Here is a 15,770-nt window from a genome sequence, read left to right as displayed (position 1 = left end):
TCATGAAGCGGTCATGGCGACCATTTTTCTCTTTGCTTCCTGATTTTCGGCTTCATGTAGCGCTGGCGACCATTTTTCTACTGGCTTCCTGGTTGCCGGCTTCATGCAGCGCTCATGGCGACTATTTTTCTCTTTGCTTCCTAAATTTCGGCTTCACGAGGCATTCTCTTCTATCACCCGCTTTTAAACTTACCTGGATTCTCAACTCTAATAGAAACAACTTCTCCTCAGCTTAAACAAAAACGATAGATTTTTAAAGATCCTGCTGAGAGCTTTTTATTTAATGGTTTAACCGGCATGAAGTCGGTGCCTTCCGCAAATTCCTCACCATTGCATATTGGGCATTCCACAATATGATTCACTTCTCTCATCCCCTTCTGCTTATATACAAACCGAGTGGTAAAAGTTCCAAAAAGAAATGCCTGTCCCCTCGCCAGGGAGCAGGCATCATTATTGTTCTTCTTTTTCCGGCTTGAATAAAAAGTATGAGATGACCCCTGATAATAGTGCTGCACCAGCTGCTATCAGCAATCGAATCAACAAATCTATTTGCTGATAATCTTTATTAAGCATCCACATTGCAGCTGCAGCTACAAGAATCATTATGGGAATGACAATAAGCTTCCTATTTTTCAAGATTTTTTACATCCTTTCGCGTCGTGCTAACCAAAACTTATTATATAAGAATTAAGCAAAAATAGATAATATCAGCCCCTCTTGCAAACCCTTCCAATTTTCATAATTATTAAACCTTATTTTTTTGCCCTCATTCCCTTTACAAAGGGGCTTTAAGGGCTTTATAATCCCGTTGTTCCACTTTATACGGATCTCGAGAAAACTATAAAAAAAGGAGGTTGCGGCGATGCGGCAAAAACTATTTTCTTTTATCATGATAAATCTGGGAGCATTCCTGGTTTCTATAAATGTCCATTTTTTCTTGTCCCCCAATAATTTAGCAACAGGAGGGGTCAGCGGATTGTCGATCATCATGAATGACTTATTTCCGGATTTCTCCATCGGTACTTTCATGATTCTTGTCAACTTGATCCTGTTTGCAGTTGGTTTTATTTTTCTTGGATCAGGCTTTGGGGCAAAAACTATATATGCGAGCTTCGCTTTGTCTTTTTATGTGTGGGTGCTTGAAAAATTCGCCCCGATGGCCCATCCGCTAAGCGAAGACTTGCTTATTCAGCTGATCATCGGGCAATGCATCGCCGCGACCGGAATGGCAATTGTCTTTAACCAGCAGGCTTCTACTGGCGGGACAGACATCATCGCCATGATTATTAATAAATACTTAAATATTGAAGTCGGCAGAGGAGTGCTTCTTGCGGATTTATTGATCGCCCTGTCTTCCGCCGTTCTGTTCGGCCCGCAAGTTGGCATGTATGCCTTCTTTGGTGTCATAATTAATGGATTTGTCATTGATTATGCACTTCAGCAATTCAATTCAAACAAAGAAGTTGTTATTATCAGCCGCCACAGTGATGAGATAAAAACCTATATCGTTCATGAACTGGGCAAAGGTGCAACCATCCACTCCGCAACCGGTGCCTTCACATCAGATAAAAAAGAAGTCATTACAACTATCCTGGGGAGAAAAGATTTCACAAAGCTGAAAAGTTACATTACCCAGGTTGATAATAAGGCATTTATCACAGTTCATACGATGAATGAAATTCTTGGCCAAAATTTTAAAAGGCTGGCATAAATGGTAAAGCTTCATCCGCAAAGGATGGAGCTTTATTTTATATGCAGTGGCTTTGCTTTGGGCTTCAATCCATGTAATGTTATAGCGAAAACGGAATCATCCTATACGTACGCGGTCCTAGTGGCCGCTTTTTTGTTTGCCTAATTTTGGTTTTAAATAAACCCTATGTGGAAAAAGGGTAGAAAAGGAGGCGTTAGCATGAAAGTTATTGTAATCGGTGCCAATGGAGATGTGGGCGAACATGTAATCAGAAAGCTCGCGGAGAAGAAGCTTGAAGCTCTTGCCGTTGCTGCAAATGAAAACCAGATTGAAGACCTTGTAAAACTGGGTGCATCCCATGCAATTGTTTATGACGAGCAAAAGCTGATCCCCTTTCTTCAGGCATCAGATGCAGTGATTTATTTAACAGGCGTCAATCCTAAAAAACATACGAGCAAAACAGTCATGGTCGATCACCAATCTATTTCAGATATCATCCAATTGGCACAAGAATCCGGTGTCAGACGATTTGTGATGATGAGTGCAGTCAAAGCGGAGGAAAGGGAAACGGACCCTTCCCGCAAGATTGCTGCGAAGGATCTTCCAGAAGATATGCTTAAAGCAGCCAATTTGGTCTACACGGTTATCCGGATTGGTCAATTAACTGACAATCCCGGCAGCGGAAAAATTACCCTGTCAGAGAAAATCCATGACCGGGATGCTGAGATTTCGCGTGAGGACGCAGCCGAAGTTCTAGTAGAGTCTATTGATAAAGAAGCTATCTTTCATTCAACCATTGAGGCAGCCTCTGGGGACACCCCTATACGAGAAGCCCTAAGCCAGTTTTAATAGAAGGAGGATAAAATGAGTTTAACAGATTACCTTGTCATTGCATTATTTATATTCATTGCATTGGTTATTTTTGTACCAGTCATTCTATTTATTTATTGGTATGTAAAAGATGACAGGCAAAAACAGCACTCCATACTCAGAAACTTTCCGGTAATTGGGAAGGTGCGATACATCACAGAAAAAGTGGGACCTGAGCTAAGACAATACCTATTCAATAATGATACGGAAGGCAAGCCTTTTTCCAGAAAGGAATACCAGGATGTGGTCAAAGCCGGCAAATATAAAGAAAGACTAATAGGATTCGGCTCTATAAGAGATTTTGATGAAGAAGGGTTCTATATACGCAATACCCTGTTCCCTAAACTCGTTGATGAGATGAAGGTGGATAATACACAGAAAGTTAAAACACGTGTTTATAAAGTCGATGGAGACAATCTTTTTTCAAGAAAGGAACACAGCGAAGAAAAATTGGCCAATCCTTACTATCTGCGGGATGAAGATGCGGTTGTGCTGGGAGAAAAAACCTGCCGGCAGCCATTCAGAGTCAAGGGACTTGTAGGACAATCGGCCATGAGCTACGGTTCTCTTGGCGAAAAAGCGATCACTGCACTTTCAAAAGGTCTTGGCCTTGCCGGCGGCACCTGGATGAATACTGGTGAAGGCGGTCTGTCTCAGTATCATCTTGCCGGCAGCCCGGACATTATAATGCAAATTGGCCCTGATATGTTCGGCGTCCGAAAGGCTAACGGGGAATTCTCCTGGGAAGAATTTAAAAAGAAAAGTGAAATACCTGAGGTAAAAGCCTTTGAACTAAAGCTTGCACAGGGTGCAAAAACCCGCGGCGGACATGTTGAAGGTGAAAAAGTAACCGAAGAAATTGCCAGAATCCGGCTTGTAGAGGTTGGCAAAACGATTAACAGTCCAAACCGTTTCTATGAATTTGAGGATGCCCCTTCCATGTTCGATTTTATTGAGGAGCTCCGGAGTGTAGGCGGAAAGCCTGTCGGAATGAAAATAGTGGTAGGAGATCTTGATGCCCTGGAGAGCATGATTTCCTATATGAAGGAGAGCGGCAAAGGCCCTGATTTTATTACAGTTGATGGCGGTGAAGGCGGAACAGGGGCTACTTATCAGGAGCTTGCAGATAGTGTGGGGCTCCCCATCCAATCAGCCCTGACAGTTGTGGATGAAATGCTGAGGGAGTACGGAGTCAGAGACCGTGTAAAAATTATCGCTTCCGGTAAATTAATCACTCCTGATAAAATTGCAATTGCTCTTGCGATGGGAGCGGATCTTGTCAATATTGCGAGGGGCTTTATGATCAGCGTCGGCTGCATCATGGCCCAAGTCTGCCATACAAATCACTGTCCTGCAGGGGTTGCGACAACTGACAAGAAGCTGCAGGATGGATTGATTGTTGATGAAAAGCATTACCGGGTCTGCAACTATGTCATCTCTCTAAGAGAAGGATTATTTAATCTTGCGGCAGCTGCTGGAATCGATAATCCCACCCAATTTGAAAGAAAACATATTGTCCATAAGGATAAATTCGGCAGAGTCTCCCCTATTGAAGATATACTGCATGCAGCCAAACGTGCCCAGCTGCAGAAAGAAAGCTGACAAACTGATGCCTGGTCCCGTCTGGACCGGGTTTTTTGCCCTCTTATTTCTTTAGTTAATAAGCAATAAGATTCACCGCGCGCTCCTTTTTCTTACATAAAAACGGGACTATCGTGTTATTTTGAGGTTATCATTCGAAATCCGCAGGCAATAAAGGTATAATTTAGTTTGGTAAAAAAATAGATTACTAGAAAAAATGTGTTTACATAAGGGAGGATTTTAGGATGGGATGGGTAATCGCCATATTATTTGGTTCAGCAGTTGTGCTGCTCATTTTATCGTTTTTAAAAACGGCGCAATCCAAATCAAATATTGAGCAGCAAATCGATCAGGTTACTTTTACATTAAAAAATGAAATTCATGAACTGCAGCAGCAAATCAGAAATATTGAATTGGATGCTGAGATTACAGCAAAGCAATCCGGGGCAATGAGCGGGCCATCAGAAGAAAGACTTTTGCTTCGCGAGGTACTGGATTTGCATAAACGCGGATATTCGAATGAAAGCATTGCATTAAAAAAACAGCTTACACCTAAAGAGGTCGACCTGATGCTTCTGCCTTATTCAGCGAACAAAGGTGAAAGGAGCATGGTTGCCCAATGACACCAAATACCTTGCGCAGTTTTGCAGCAGGCCTTTTAGCGGCGGCCATCTTGACAGGAAGCGTCTACCTTTTTGGACCTTCTGAAGCAAAAAGTACAGAAAAGCCTTCTGATAAGACAGAGGAAGCAGAAAAGCTGTCAGATAAAGAAATGATTGAATTGCTCGCATCTAAAGGCTACGTCATCAACACTGAAGCTGAATGGAGCAAACAGCTCGCTGCTGCAGCAAAGTCCAGCGAGAAGAAAGATGAAAAAGCAGAAGAGAAAACTGAGGACAAAACTGGCGAAAAAGTTGTTTACCGGACTATTTTAACCGTATCTATGGGAATGACCAGCATTGACGTTGGGAACGCACTTGAAAAAGCCCATATTATTGAAAGCGGAATTCAATTCTATAAAGATGTAGAAAAACGGGGACTTGAGAACGAATTGCGTCCCGGCACATTTGAAATAGAAAGCGGAATGACTACAGACGAGATCATTTCAGTTATATTTAAGTAAGAAAAGCTCCTTTTCGGGTGAAAAGGAGCTTTTTTTCTATATTTCAATAGTAAAAATGATTAATTTGCTGTCATAGGAACCTTTATGTGCGCATAACACAAATTTGTGTGCGCATAACACAAATTTGTGTGCGCATAACACAAATTTATGTGCGCTCAAAAAAAGAGTCTGCTTACTCTTTCAAAAACCTGCGAAGAATCTGAGCCAATTCTTCCGGTGCTTCGTACATGCTCATATGCCCGGCAGCTTTAATGGTCAATTGTTTGATGTTAGGCCCTTCAACTGCAAATGACTTTTCTGGAGGGATAATCTGGTCTTTGTCTCCAGCAACAAGTAATACCGGGAGCTTTGTACTTTTCAAGACATGACTGCGGTCCGCACGCAGTTTCATCGCTTTCAAAACAGCCTTTGCACCTTCAGAGCTTGTACGATAGCCAATCTCTTTGGCCATTTGAATTTCCTTGGGATGTTTCTCACCGGGCGCAAAGAGCTTGGGCACAAGCCCATCAATAAAGGACTCAATTCCCTCTTTATCAATTTTGCCGGCAGCGATATCCCTTCCTTTCTTTCCTTCTTCTGAATCAGGGCTGGCTGTTGAATGGACAAGAGAAAACGATTTCAGCATGTCTTCATAAGATTCAGCAAATGCAAGGGTTACATAGCCGCCCAATGAGTGTCCGAAAAGAGATACTTTATCAAACCCCAGCTCATCTATAGCCCCTTTGATTACTTCAGCCATCTTCTCAATTGACAGTTCACCGGCCGGCAAACTTGAACCCCCATGTCCTGGAAGGTCCACCGCAATGACGCGAAAATCCTCCGCCAAAATTGGAATCATCCTTGCCCAATAATCTTTGCTGCCGCAAAAACCATGCAGCAATACCAGCGGCTCACCTGTGCCTTCATCATAATATGAGATGGCTGTTCCATTTACATTTTTTATTTTTGCATCCATTCAGAAAAAACCTCCTTTATTTCGCGAGTAAATCCTGATATTCGCTCTTTCGGTCAAAAACAGCCTTAGCATATGAGCAGGCAGGAACAATCTTATACCCTTTGCTGCGCGCCTCCTGAACGACACTTTCCAGCAGTTTTCCGGCAACTCCCTGACCGCGCAGAGATTCACTTACATATGTATGGTCTATGGTTATGACGGAATCGCCGCTTGGAAAATAGGTGATTTCAGCAATCATATTCCCTTCATCATCATTCATAAAAAAACGGTTTTCTTCTTTTTGTATATCTGTATTCATCGCATTTCCTCCTTTATTTAAATATTTCCTTATACTTGATGTTAACATACTGTCTTCAAAATTATCTGAATGTCCTTTCCTATATCTTCCCTGCTAAATAAAACTTTTAAACTTAAGTTTTCTTACTATGCTTTTACATTGCCACTATTGCTGCTGAGGGAATCAACTTTCAAGACATATTTATAAACCAAAAGAACTCCCTTTCTGCTATTAAAACAGAAAGGAAGTTCTTTACCTAAAATACCTTACTATGCAATTACTCTATACCAGCGGTAAATAAGATATCCTCTAATTCTTTGTATCCTTTTCTTCTGGCGAGCTCAATCGGCTTCACACCATATTGGTCTGTAAGGCTTGTATCGGCCCCGTGTTCAAGCAATATCCTTATGATGGCCTGCTGGGTTTCTCCTCCATCATTCAAAACAATGGCTTCAATCAAAGGTGTCCATCCGCAATAATTGGTATGGTTTACGTTTATATCTGTAGATGTTAAAAGCTCACGAACCACCTCTATATGTCCCTTTTCGCAGGCTGGAGTAATACCCACTCCGCCAAACCTCGTTAAGAGATTAATATCAGCCCCAGCGCTAATCATCATTTTAACTAACTTCAAATCTCCATGAATGCATCCATATAAAAATGGGTTTAAGCTGGTTTGATCTTGAAGATTAATGTCTGCCCCTGACTCCGCCAGAAAATGAACCATATCATAATGCTTATTTATCGAAGCAATCAAAATGGCCGTTCGTTTTTTCTTATCCTGAAGATTAATATTAATGCCGCTCTCTAGACAGGCTTTCAAACAGTCAAGGTCACCATTTTCTGCTGCGTCGAATAGCACAAGGCTATCATCAATTTTTAACATATGATCCTCCATAAAATATGGTATATATATCAGGAAACGTTTTTATGTCAGCTGTCCTGCAACAACTTTCCCTCTAAAAATTACCGCTTCTCTTTTAGGTGTTCTCGCAACTGCTTCTGCCGAACACGAAGCATCGACAAGTACCAAGTTTGCTTCTTCTCCCTCAAGCGGCCAACTCATCTCTCCATCCTTGTTTAATGGGACAGGACCCCCAGTGGCCCATTTTAATGATTGTGCCAGAGAAATTTCATCGCTCTTACGGTAAAGCTCACCATATCTCGTTACTTTTTCCAGCAGATCTCCAGTCCCGAAAGGTCCCCATGAATCATAGAAACCATCGCATCCCAGATAAATATTTACACCTTTTCTGTCCAAGAGTTCAATTGGTGGAAGAGATTTTGTTATAGGAATAGTGGACATGACCGACATTCCAAGCTCATTCAATCTTTCCGCCATTTCTTCTGCTTGCGGGACTGGTACTTCCCCTAAACAAAATGCATGGCTTACAGCAGCACGATTGTGCCACTTTGCTTCTTCTATCATTTCAGCAAATTTATCAATTGTATATAGCCCTACATGTCCTCCATCATGTAAATGGATATCTATATCTGCATCAAATTCTGTACTCAGATTCATGACTTCATAAAGTGACTTTTCAATATTACGGTCAATTCCTGCAGGATCAAGACCGCCTACAATGCTGGCTCCAGATCTCATCGCTTCTTTCATGAGAGGAATTACATGTTCCCTTAAAAGACCGTGTTGAGGGAAAGCTACAATTTCGAATGTCAGTTTGTCGGAATAGTCTTCTAAAGCTTCTCTTACGCCCTCCAGGTTCTTCAAGCCAATATAAGGATCAATATTTACATGGGTACGAATGTGAGTTGACCCCTTAGAAAGGAGAAGCTCAATCATTTTGCTTGCCCGCTGCCTGGCTGTAGGCGCCAATTCCTCAAGCTCCATTGCTTCATACCTTAAACGTTCCTCTAAATTTTTGACCGGCCTGCAAGCCTTCCAATCAAGAGAAAGATAGGTCTTATCAAGATGGTTGTGCATCTCTTTAAAAGATGGCAGTGCCAAAAACCCTCTTCCATCCACTGTATTTTCATTTTTCGAAATTTCATATCCGCTGCTCTGTTTTTCTATTACTTTTCCATCTTCAATTTTCAAATGAAATAGTTCAGTTTTTGTAGTATAAACTCCCTTTTCATCCTTTAGGTATCCAGTTTCAAGCTTAATGTTTGTTAACCAATGGGACTTAGGCATTACTTAACCCTCCTTTTTGCTCTTAAGCTATGAATTTATTATGTTTAGTTCAGTTCGTTTGCTTTCAACCTTATTGCCTTTGAAAAATAATGACTCAACCGGTGCTCTTCTTGCAATTGCCTCTGCTGAACATGTCGCATCAACCAGCATCATCGTTGCATCGTCGCCGACTTTTGGCCAAACCCTTTCACCAGCTTTATTCAGGGGAGTAATACCGCCAGTTGCAAACTTCAAGACTGATGATAAAGAATATTCATCAATCATTCGGAACCTTTCCGCAAGGGTCCCCAGTTTCTGTATGGTGTTTCCTGTTCCGAACGGGGACCAGTGATCGGTGATGCTGTCATGGCCTACTGAAACGGGAATACCATAACGATCAAGGGCAGGAACTGGAATAGTTGTACGATTAATTGGAATGGTAGTGGTCACGTCAATTTCCTGCTCTTTTAATATTGCCGCCATCTCAGCCAATGCTTCTCCGGACAGGTCGGCTAAAGCAATTCCATGGCTAATTGTTGCTCTTCCTGCCATGCCTGCTTCTTTTGTATAATCTGCCATTCTCTCAAATGTAAAAGCTCCCAATGTGTTAGGATCATGAAGATGGATATCGACTCCCTTATTATGCTCTGCTGCAATTTCAAAAATGGTATGCAGGGACTTTTCAATGTTTCTGTCCACGGTAGCTGGATCCACACCGCCAACCAGGGTGGCACCATTTTTCATAGCATCACGAATTAACTGAACAGAGCCGCTCCTCAGCAGTCCATGCTGCGGAAACGCAACAATGTCATATGTAAGGACATCTTCATATTTTTTTAGTGCATTGACAGTTGCTTCCAAGTTTTTCAGGCCAATTACAGGGTCAACATTACAATGTGTGCGAATGTGGGTATGGCCATTTTCCAAATATAGCTCTATCATTTTTTCAGCACGTTCTTGTGCGGTTGGGAGAAGCTTTGGCAGAAGTTCCTTTTCCTCTTCTAATCTAGTGAAAATGCCATTTGTGATTGGTGTACAGGCTTTCCATGGCCCGCCGTAATAGGTTTTGTCAATATGAATGTGCATATCTCTTAAAGAAGGAAGCAGAAGCTTCTGTTTTGCATCAAGTTGGTTTTCATTAGAATCTGGGGCAAGCAGTGAAATTTCTGCAATTTTTCCAGCTTCGATTTTCAAGTGGCAAATTTCTGTGCTTGTCCCTGTAATTTGTTCATTTTCGTAAATGAATCCTTTTTCTAGCCGAACATTTGTAATCCATAGAGCTGTCATTCTGATTCCTCCTAAAATTGAAAATGAAGGAAAAGCACTTTTGCTTCAAAAGTACTTTTCCGTTTCCCTTTTTAATTTACTTACTTAATTACTGCATCATCAATCATTAAATAATTGGCAGCATTCAGCCAAAAGCCGCTTACATTTTTACTGTGCGCAGCCATATGTTCATAGTTTCGGATTGGAATATAGACCGCATCCTCTAATTCCATTTGCATTACTCTTTCATAAAGATCCTTCCGCTTTGCTTCGTCAGTCTCTCTTCGTGCTTCTTCGATAATTTTGTCTACCTCTGGGTTGCTGTAATAAAAATGGTTTCCAGGAGGTCCCTGTGAAGCAGTATGGAAAAGGTTGTACTGATTATAATCACCATCTCCAGTGGCATTTCCCCATCCTCCGATAAATAGATCATGCTCAGATTTATCAATTGTATCGATATATGCTCCATATTCCATTACTTGAATATCTACCTCAACGCCAATTCCCTTTAATTGCGATTGAATAACTTCAGCCATATTGATGCGTTCTTTTCTATCACTTGTCAGTAATTTAAGCTTAAGTCCGTTTTCATATCCGGCTTCTTTTAACAATTTCTTTGCTTCATTTAGATCATAATCATAAGGCTTAACTTTTTCACTGTGGCCAAACACCTTTGGACTCATCGCGGCATTAGCAAGTGTGCCCACATTGTTATAAACCCCTTTAATGATCGCTTCTCTCTCAACTGCATGGCTGATTGCTTTGCGGACTTTAACATCATCCAATGGTTTTTTCTTCGTGTTAAATCCGATATATTCAACTGCAAGCCCCTCAGCCCGGAGAAGTCCCATCGATTCAGAAGCCTCAATTCGCTCAATTTCTGTAACAGGCACCTGATCATTAATGTGTGCTTCCCCTGTTTCAATCATAGCCAGCCGAGTCGCGTCTTCAGGTACAACCTTAAAAACAACTTCATCAATACTTGGACTTTTTCCCCAATAATTTTCATTTTTCTTCAAGGAAATTTCCTGTCCAGTCTTCCAATTTTCAAAAACAAACGGGCCTGTACCAACAGGTTTCTCTGCAAGCGTCTCCTGGTTTTCGGCCAGCGCCTTTGGACTCACGATGCTTCCTTCACTGCTTGCAAGAATAGAAAGCAGCGGAGCATACGGGTAATCAAGCAATAATTGTACTGTGTATTCATCAATTACTTTTACTTCATTAATCATCGCGAATTTCTCACGCTGAGGCGATCCAGTGTTTGGATCCAGCAAACGATCAAAGGTGGCCTTCACAGCTTCAGAGTTAAACGGTGTACCGTCATGAAAGGATACCCCTTCCTTTAGTTTAAACTCCCAGGTCGTATCATCAATGACATTCCACTCTGTTGCCAGCAGCGGCTGAATGTTCATATCTTTATCTGGTTCCACTAAAGTTTCATATACTTTTTGATAAATAATATTTGCTGAAGGAATGTCTGTAATAAAGTGAGGATCTAATTTTGTTGCATCTGATAAACGGACAACTGTCAATGTACCCCCATCCTTTTTACCTTCGGATTCATTGCCAGCTTCCTGCTCTGTTTTTGTTTGTGTAGAACATGCTGTTGACAGCAGCATCATTAAGCTTAGGAAAATCATTAGCAATCCCTTTCGAAAGTGCTTTCTATCTTTCTCCATTTTTCTCTCCCCTTTTTTAGTAAATAATTCCGGTAATAAACTCAATGTTCACCGTCCCTCCGTAAATGCATATCTGCATTATAGAAGATGATGCACTTAGATATTTACAGAATATTTACTTGATTTTTAAATATTTTGACAACTATTTTAAAAAATATTTACTTTACAGGTAATTTTGATAATTTTAACTAAACGTTTGCAATCCATTCTTCTTTTGAAAGGAGGAAGACTGATTTTCAATTTACTGCTAGTAAAAAAATCTTTTAGGGGGGAAATAAGATGACAGTTCAAGTAAAAACGGAGCAGCCAGATATAGCTGTAAAGACATTGATTAGCGGCTCAAAGGAATCTAGAATAAAAGATTTTCTTTCTATATTGATGCAAAATAAAGCAGCACTTGCTGGGGCTATTATTATTTTTGTTTATCTGTTAATGGCGGCATTTGCACCGCTGCTGGCTCCATATAGCCCATACGAAATTGATTTGGAAAATAAGCTGACTCCTCCATCTGCAGACCACTGGATGGGAACAGATGATAAAGGAAGAGATATTTTAAGCCGGATTCTATATGGTTCAAGGCTTTCAATGGGGGTCGGATTTGCTGCTGTGTTATTCGGAGCATTTTTCGGAATCATTTTTGGTCTTGTAGCTGGGTATTATGGCAAATGGGTTGACACCATTATCATGAGGATGATGGATGTTATGCTTGCATTCCCAGGGATTCTCCTTGCTCTAGCAATTATTGCAGCACTGGGTCCAAGTCTGATTAATGTGACCATAGCAGTAGGAGCTTTTTCTGTACCTTTATTTGCTAGAATCGTCCGGGGATCTACTTTAGAAGTAAAGCGCCTTGAGTATATTGATGCAATCCGATCGCTTGGCGCCTCTGATTTTGTCATTATATCCAGGCATATTTTCCCGAATATTCTTTCACCCATTATTGTTCAAGGGACTCTGCGATTGGCTACCGCCATTCTGTCAGCAGCTGGATTATCATTCCTCGGCCTGGGTGCACAGCCGCCTTCACCTGAATGGGGAACCATGCTCAGCAGCGGGAGGGATTTCTTATTCTCCGCACCTTATATCGCCCTATTTCCAGGTCTTGCCATCTCTATTCTAGTTCTTGGATTTAATATTTTTGGTGATGGTTTGCGTGATGCGTTTGACCCTAGGATGAAAAAATAAAAGCTTTGAGGAGGTTATATCTATGCTGATGTTTATATTACGCCGGATTTTACAAACAATCCCGGTCATTATTGGAGTTACTTTTGTTGTCTTCTTTATTATGCAGCTCGTTCCAGGGGATCCTGCAGTACTTCTTGCTGGTGAAGGCGCCTCAAAAGAAACGATTGAAGCTATTCGAGACCAGCTTGGATTAAATCAGCCTTTATATATCCAATACTTCGAATATTTAACGAGTGTGTTTAAGGGGGATTTAGGTGTCTCCTTAAAAAACAGCCAGCCTGTTCTTGATGAAATATTAGTAAGACTGCCAATTACCATTGAACTCGCCTTCTTTAGCATCATTATTACAATCGTGCTGGGAATGGCAGCAGGAATTATTTCAGCTGTTAAACCTTATTCTTTGACCGATGTCAGCGTCATGCTTGTTGCACTCTTAGGAATTTCACTTCCAAGCTTCTGGTTTGGCCTCATGCTTATGTATTTCTTCTCTGTTAAGCTTCAAATTTTGCCGGTTGCAGGATGGGACAGTCTGCTCCATGTCATCTTGCCGGCTATTACCCTTGGAGCAGGAGGAGCAGCAATTGTCGCAAGGATGACCAGATCGAGCATGCTGGAAGTTATTCGCCAGGATTATATTCGGACAGCACGTGCAAAAGGGCTTCGCGAACGAATCATTATTTATAAACATGCACTGAGAAATGCCCTGATTCCAGTGATTACGGTTGTGGGCCTGCAGTTTGGCGCACTCCTTGGAGGCACCGTATTGGTGGAATCGATCTTTGCTATTAATGGACTGGGAAGAATGATTGTCGATGCAATTCGAATGCGTGATCTTCCAATGGTCCAGGGAGGAGTATTATTTGCCTCACTTATTTTCGTAGTTGTGAATTTATTCGTAGATGTCTTCTATCGGTTCTTCAATAAACGCATTGAGCTAAATTAAGTTAAGGGTGGTGACTGGATATGAAAGAAAGTAACAGGCCAATACTTGAAGTAAAAGGATTAAAAACCCACTTTACAACAAAGCGGGGAGTCAGCAAAGCGGTTGATGGCATCGATTTTACACTGCATAAAGGGGAAACGCTGGGAATTGTAGGGGAATCCGGATGCGGGAAAAGTATGACTTCCCTCTCTATTCTCCGCCTCATTCCTTCTCCACCGGGAAAAATTGCCGGGGGTTCCGTTCTTTTTAAAGGAAGAGATTTAGTTACAATGCCAGAGGATGAAATGAGAAAAATTCGCGGGAATGAAATATCTATGATTTTTCAGGAGCCAATGACTTCCTTGAATCCTGTAATCCCGGTTGGGGAACAAATTGCAGAAGCTTTGAGGCTGCACCAAAAGATGGGAAAAAAAGCTGCATGGGATAAGTCAGTTGATATGCTGAAGATGGTTGGAATCCCCTCTCCTGAAAAACGAGCGAAACAAGAACCGTTCCAATTGAGCGGAGGGATGCGCCAGCGTGTCATGATTGCTATGGCTCTTGCATGTACACCTGAGGTATTAATAGCAGATGAGCCAACCACTGCCTTGGATGTTACGATTCAAGCGCAAATACTGGAGCTGATAAAAGAGCTGCAAACAAAAATAGGAATGGGTGTTATCATGATTACCCACGATTTGGGAGTTGTGGCAGAAACTTGTGATAAGGTAGCGGTAATGTATGCCGGAAATATAGTCGAGCATGCTTCTACAGAGCAAATATTTGCTGATCCAAAGCACCCTTATACGCAAGGGCTATTGAACTCATTGCCCAAAATCCATGAAGATCAGGAAGAACTAATTACGATAGATGGCAGTGTCCCCAGCCCTTACAATATGCCTGGCGGATGCCGGTTCGCCTCTAGATGCCCTTATGCGGAAGATATATGTGCTGCACACCAGCCTGATCTTGTTTCCTATTCTGAAGATATTAAAGTAAGATGCTGGAAATACACCGACAAGTGGACTGGCAAAAGAGATAAAGAAGGGGTTGTCTAACGTGGAAACGACAGCAGAAAAAAATATCATCTTGCAAGTAGATCGATTAAAACAATATTTCCCGGTTAAAAAAGACTCTATCTTCAAGCCAAAGGCATATGTAAAGGCGGTAGACGATATTTCATTTGAGCTTTTTGAAGGTGAGACATTAAGTATAGTTGGGGAGTCCGGATGCGGGAAATCAACAACCGGACGTGCAATTTTAAGGCTTGATGAACCTACTGACGGAAAGGTTCTTTATATGGGGAAAAATATTTTAACGTTAAATAAAATGGATATGAGAAAACTTAGAGGTGATTTGCAGGTTATATTTCAAGATCCTTTTGCTTCTCTTAATCCCCGGCAAATGGTGAAGCAAATTTTAAATGAAGCCATGGCCATTCAGAATGTGGTTGAAAAATCAAGGCGAAAGGAAAGAATGCTGGAACTGCTTGGCTATGTCGGACTTCCTCCAGAAGCACTTGACAGATATCCGCATGAATTTAGCGGCGGCCAGCGCCAGCGTATTGGAATCGCCAGAGCATTGGCCGTTAATCCAAAATTAATCATTTGTGATGAAGCTGTATCTGCCCTGGATGTATCTATCCAGGCACAAATTCTCAATTTATTAAAGAAGCTGCAAAAGCAGTTTAAATTGACCTTCCTTTTTATCTCTCATGACCTTAGTGTCGTCAGGCATATTTCAGACAGGGTTATGGTGATGTATCTGGGAAAAGTGGTCGAGATTGCAGAGAAAAAAGAAATGTTCGACTCTCCGCTTCACCCGTATACAAAAGCACTGCTCTCGTCTATTCCAGTTCCGGATCCAACTTTAAAAAGGGACCGCGTCATATTAAAAGGAGATGTTCCATCACCGATTGATCCTCCTGGAGGCTGCAGGTTTCATACACGCTGTCCTTTTGCTGTTGAAAAATGCAAGCAAGAGGAACCTCCCCTTAGGGAGCTGGTTAATAATCACTTTGTAAGCTGTCATATCGCTGAAACTCTTCCAGTTTAATACAAATACCTCTATTTTGTATAAAATGTTATATTA

Annotated in this window: 17 protein-coding genes; 9 read left to right on the top strand and 8 right to left on the bottom strand. The window is 41.5% G+C overall.

Annotation, left to right across the window (positions count from 1 at the left end; translation table 11 throughout):
- Positions 1 to 227 precede the first annotated feature (227 nt).
- Both NR125_RS11855 and NR125_RS11850 read right to left on the bottom strand, forming a co-directional pair.
- Positions 228 to 362: a hypothetical protein gene (locus NR125_RS11855; protein ID WP_019383488.1), complete on the bottom strand. Its 135-nt coding sequence runs from the start codon at positions 360 to 362 to the stop codon at positions 228 to 230.
- An 88-nt stretch (positions 363 to 450) separates the two neighbouring features.
- Complete coding sequence (locus NR125_RS11850; protein ID WP_009335811.1) at positions 451 to 636, bottom strand: hypothetical protein; 186 nt, start codon at positions 634 to 636, stop codon at positions 451 to 453.
- A gap of 226 nt (positions 637 to 862) precedes the next feature.
- On the opposite strand from NR125_RS11850, the gene NR125_RS11845 reads away from it, so the two are divergent.
- The 5 genes from NR125_RS11845 to NR125_RS11825 all read left to right on the top strand — a co-directional run bounded on the left by NR125_RS11845 (position 863) and on the right by NR125_RS11825 (position 5,264).
- Positions 863 to 1,711, top strand: coding sequence for a YitT family protein (locus NR125_RS11845; RefSeq protein ID WP_009335810.1), 849 nt, complete (start codon positions 863 to 865; stop codon positions 1,709 to 1,711).
- A gap of 198 nt (positions 1,712 to 1,909) precedes the next feature.
- Positions 1,910 to 2,539 carry an NAD(P)H-binding protein gene (locus NR125_RS11840; protein ID WP_071155937.1) on the top strand — a complete coding sequence of 210 codons (630 nt, stop codon included), beginning with the start codon at positions 1,910 to 1,912 and terminating at the stop codon, positions 2,537 to 2,539.
- A gap of 15 nt (positions 2,540 to 2,554) precedes the next feature.
- The gene (locus NR125_RS11835; RefSeq protein ID WP_019383484.1) at positions 2,555 to 4,162 is read left to right on the top strand and encodes an FMN-binding glutamate synthase family protein; all 1,608 of its coding nucleotides are present in this window, start codon (positions 2,555 to 2,557) and stop codon (positions 4,160 to 4,162) included.
- Positions 4,163 to 4,386: 224 nt separating this feature from the next.
- Positions 4,387 to 4,764 carry a hypothetical protein gene (locus NR125_RS11830; RefSeq protein WP_009335804.1) on the top strand — a complete coding sequence of 126 codons (378 nt, stop codon included), beginning with the start codon at positions 4,387 to 4,389 and terminating at the stop codon, positions 4,762 to 4,764.
- Positions 4,761 to 5,264: a hypothetical protein gene (locus NR125_RS11825; RefSeq protein ID WP_071155935.1), complete on the top strand. Its 504-nt coding sequence runs from the start codon at positions 4,761 to 4,763 to the stop codon at positions 5,262 to 5,264. Before NR125_RS11830 ends, NR125_RS11825 begins: the two co-directional genes overlap by 4 nt.
- A gap of 172 nt (positions 5,265 to 5,436) precedes the next feature.
- Here NR125_RS11825 and NR125_RS11820 read toward each other — a convergent pair whose 3' ends face one another.
- The 6 genes from NR125_RS11820 to NR125_RS11795 all read right to left on the bottom strand — a co-directional run bounded on the left by NR125_RS11820 (position 5,437) and on the right by NR125_RS11795 (position 11,572).
- Positions 5,437 to 6,219 (bottom strand): alpha/beta fold hydrolase, encoded by a 783-nt coding sequence (locus tag NR125_RS11820; RefSeq protein WP_256815376.1) that lies wholly within the window; start codon positions 6,217 to 6,219, stop codon positions 5,437 to 5,439.
- A gap of 16 nt (positions 6,220 to 6,235) precedes the next feature.
- Positions 6,236 to 6,565: a GNAT family N-acetyltransferase gene (locus NR125_RS11815; RefSeq protein WP_192908294.1), complete on the bottom strand. Its 330-nt coding sequence runs from the start codon at positions 6,563 to 6,565 to the stop codon at positions 6,236 to 6,238.
- Between the two features lie 208 nt (positions 6,566 to 6,773).
- Entirely contained in the window at positions 6,774 to 7,382 is a 609-nt protein-coding gene (locus NR125_RS11810; protein WP_256815374.1) for an ankyrin repeat domain-containing protein, read from the bottom strand.
- A gap of 42 nt (positions 7,383 to 7,424) precedes the next feature.
- Complete coding sequence (locus NR125_RS11805; protein ID WP_071155931.1) at positions 7,425 to 8,648, bottom strand: amidohydrolase; 1,224 nt, start codon at positions 8,646 to 8,648, stop codon at positions 7,425 to 7,427.
- Positions 8,649 to 8,675: 27 nt separating this feature from the next.
- Complete coding sequence (locus NR125_RS11800; protein WP_009335796.1) at positions 8,676 to 9,914, bottom strand: amidohydrolase family protein; 1,239 nt, start codon at positions 9,912 to 9,914, stop codon at positions 8,676 to 8,678.
- Between the two features lie 80 nt (positions 9,915 to 9,994).
- Complete coding sequence (locus NR125_RS11795) at positions 9,995 to 11,572, bottom strand: glutathione ABC transporter substrate-binding protein (RefSeq protein ID WP_256815372.1); 1,578 nt, start codon at positions 11,570 to 11,572, stop codon at positions 9,995 to 9,997.
- A gap of 279 nt (positions 11,573 to 11,851) precedes the next feature.
- On the opposite strand from NR125_RS11795, the gene NR125_RS11790 reads away from it, so the two are divergent.
- From NR125_RS11790 to NR125_RS11775, 4 genes are read left to right on the top strand one after another with little or no spacing between them, the layout of a single operon-like run.
- Positions 11,852 to 12,757 (top strand): ABC transporter permease, encoded by a 906-nt coding sequence (locus NR125_RS11790; RefSeq protein ID WP_071155927.1) that lies wholly within the window; start codon positions 11,852 to 11,854, stop codon positions 12,755 to 12,757.
- 22 nt (positions 12,758 to 12,779) lie between these two features.
- On the top strand, positions 12,780 to 13,700 hold the full coding sequence (gene nikB, locus NR125_RS11785) for a nickel ABC transporter permease (RefSeq protein WP_009335793.1): 921 nt from the start codon (positions 12,780 to 12,782) through the stop codon (positions 13,698 to 13,700).
- Positions 13,701 to 13,720: 20 nt separating this feature from the next.
- Positions 13,721 to 14,737: an ABC transporter ATP-binding protein gene (locus tag NR125_RS11780; protein WP_009335792.1), complete on the top strand. Its 1,017-nt coding sequence runs from the start codon at positions 13,721 to 13,723 to the stop codon at positions 14,735 to 14,737.
- Position 14,738: 1 nt separating this feature from the next.
- A complete protein-coding gene (locus NR125_RS11775) occupies positions 14,739 to 15,734 on the top strand; it encodes an ABC transporter ATP-binding protein (protein ID WP_192908289.1) in 996 nt (331 codons plus the stop codon).
- Positions 15,735 to 15,770: the final 36 nt, after the last annotated feature.

The organism is Cytobacillus sp. Bac17, from assembly GCF_024519925.1.
GTDB lineage: Bacteria > Bacillota > Bacilli > Bacillales > Cytobacillaceae > Cytobacillus > Cytobacillus pseudoceanisediminis.
Note: the sequence above shows the minus strand (reverse complement) of the source record. Positions and strands in the feature narration are given on the sequence as shown.

Excerpts from the sequence above, each read along its gene's own strand:
- NR125_RS11790 (WP_071155927.1), top strand. The coding sequence starts at position 11,852 with ATGACAGTTCAAGTAAAAACGGAGCAGCCAGATATAGCTGTAAAGACA.
- NR125_RS11830 (WP_009335804.1), top strand. The coding sequence starts at position 4,387 with ATGGGATGGGTAATCGCCATATTATTTGGTTCAGCAGTTGTGCTGCTC.
- nikB (WP_009335793.1), top strand. The coding sequence starts at position 12,780 with ATGCTGATGTTTATATTACGCCGGATTTTACAAACAATCCCGGTCATT.
- NR125_RS11820 (WP_256815376.1), bottom strand. The coding sequence starts at position 6,219 with ATGGATGCAAAAATAAAAAATGTAAATGGAACAGCCATCTCATATTAT.
- NR125_RS11805 (WP_071155931.1), bottom strand. The coding sequence starts at position 8,648 with ATGCCTAAGTCCCATTGGTTAACAAACATTAAGCTTGAAACTGGATAC.
- NR125_RS11810 (WP_256815374.1), bottom strand. The coding sequence starts at position 7,382 with ATGTTAAAAATTGATGATAGCCTTGTGCTATTCGACGCAGCAGAAAAT.
- NR125_RS11815 (WP_192908294.1), bottom strand. The coding sequence starts at position 6,565 with ATGTTAACATCAAGTATAAGGAAATATTTAAATAAAGGAGGAAATGCG.
- NR125_RS11845 (WP_009335810.1), top strand. The coding sequence starts at position 863 with ATGCGGCAAAAACTATTTTCTTTTATCATGATAAATCTGGGAGCATTC.
- NR125_RS11835 (WP_019383484.1), top strand. The coding sequence starts at position 2,555 with ATGAGTTTAACAGATTACCTTGTCATTGCATTATTTATATTCATTGCA.
- NR125_RS11840 (WP_071155937.1), top strand. The coding sequence starts at position 1,910 with ATGAAAGTTATTGTAATCGGTGCCAATGGAGATGTGGGCGAACATGTA.
- NR125_RS11800 (WP_009335796.1), bottom strand. The coding sequence starts at position 9,914 with ATGACAGCTCTATGGATTACAAATGTTCGGCTAGAAAAAGGATTCATT.
- NR125_RS11795 (WP_256815372.1), bottom strand. The coding sequence starts at position 11,572 with ATGGAGAAAGATAGAAAGCACTTTCGAAAGGGATTGCTAATGATTTTC.
- NR125_RS11780 (WP_009335792.1), top strand. The coding sequence starts at position 13,721 with ATGAAAGAAAGTAACAGGCCAATACTTGAAGTAAAAGGATTAAAAACC.
- NR125_RS11825 (WP_071155935.1), top strand. The coding sequence starts at position 4,761 with ATGACACCAAATACCTTGCGCAGTTTTGCAGCAGGCCTTTTAGCGGCG.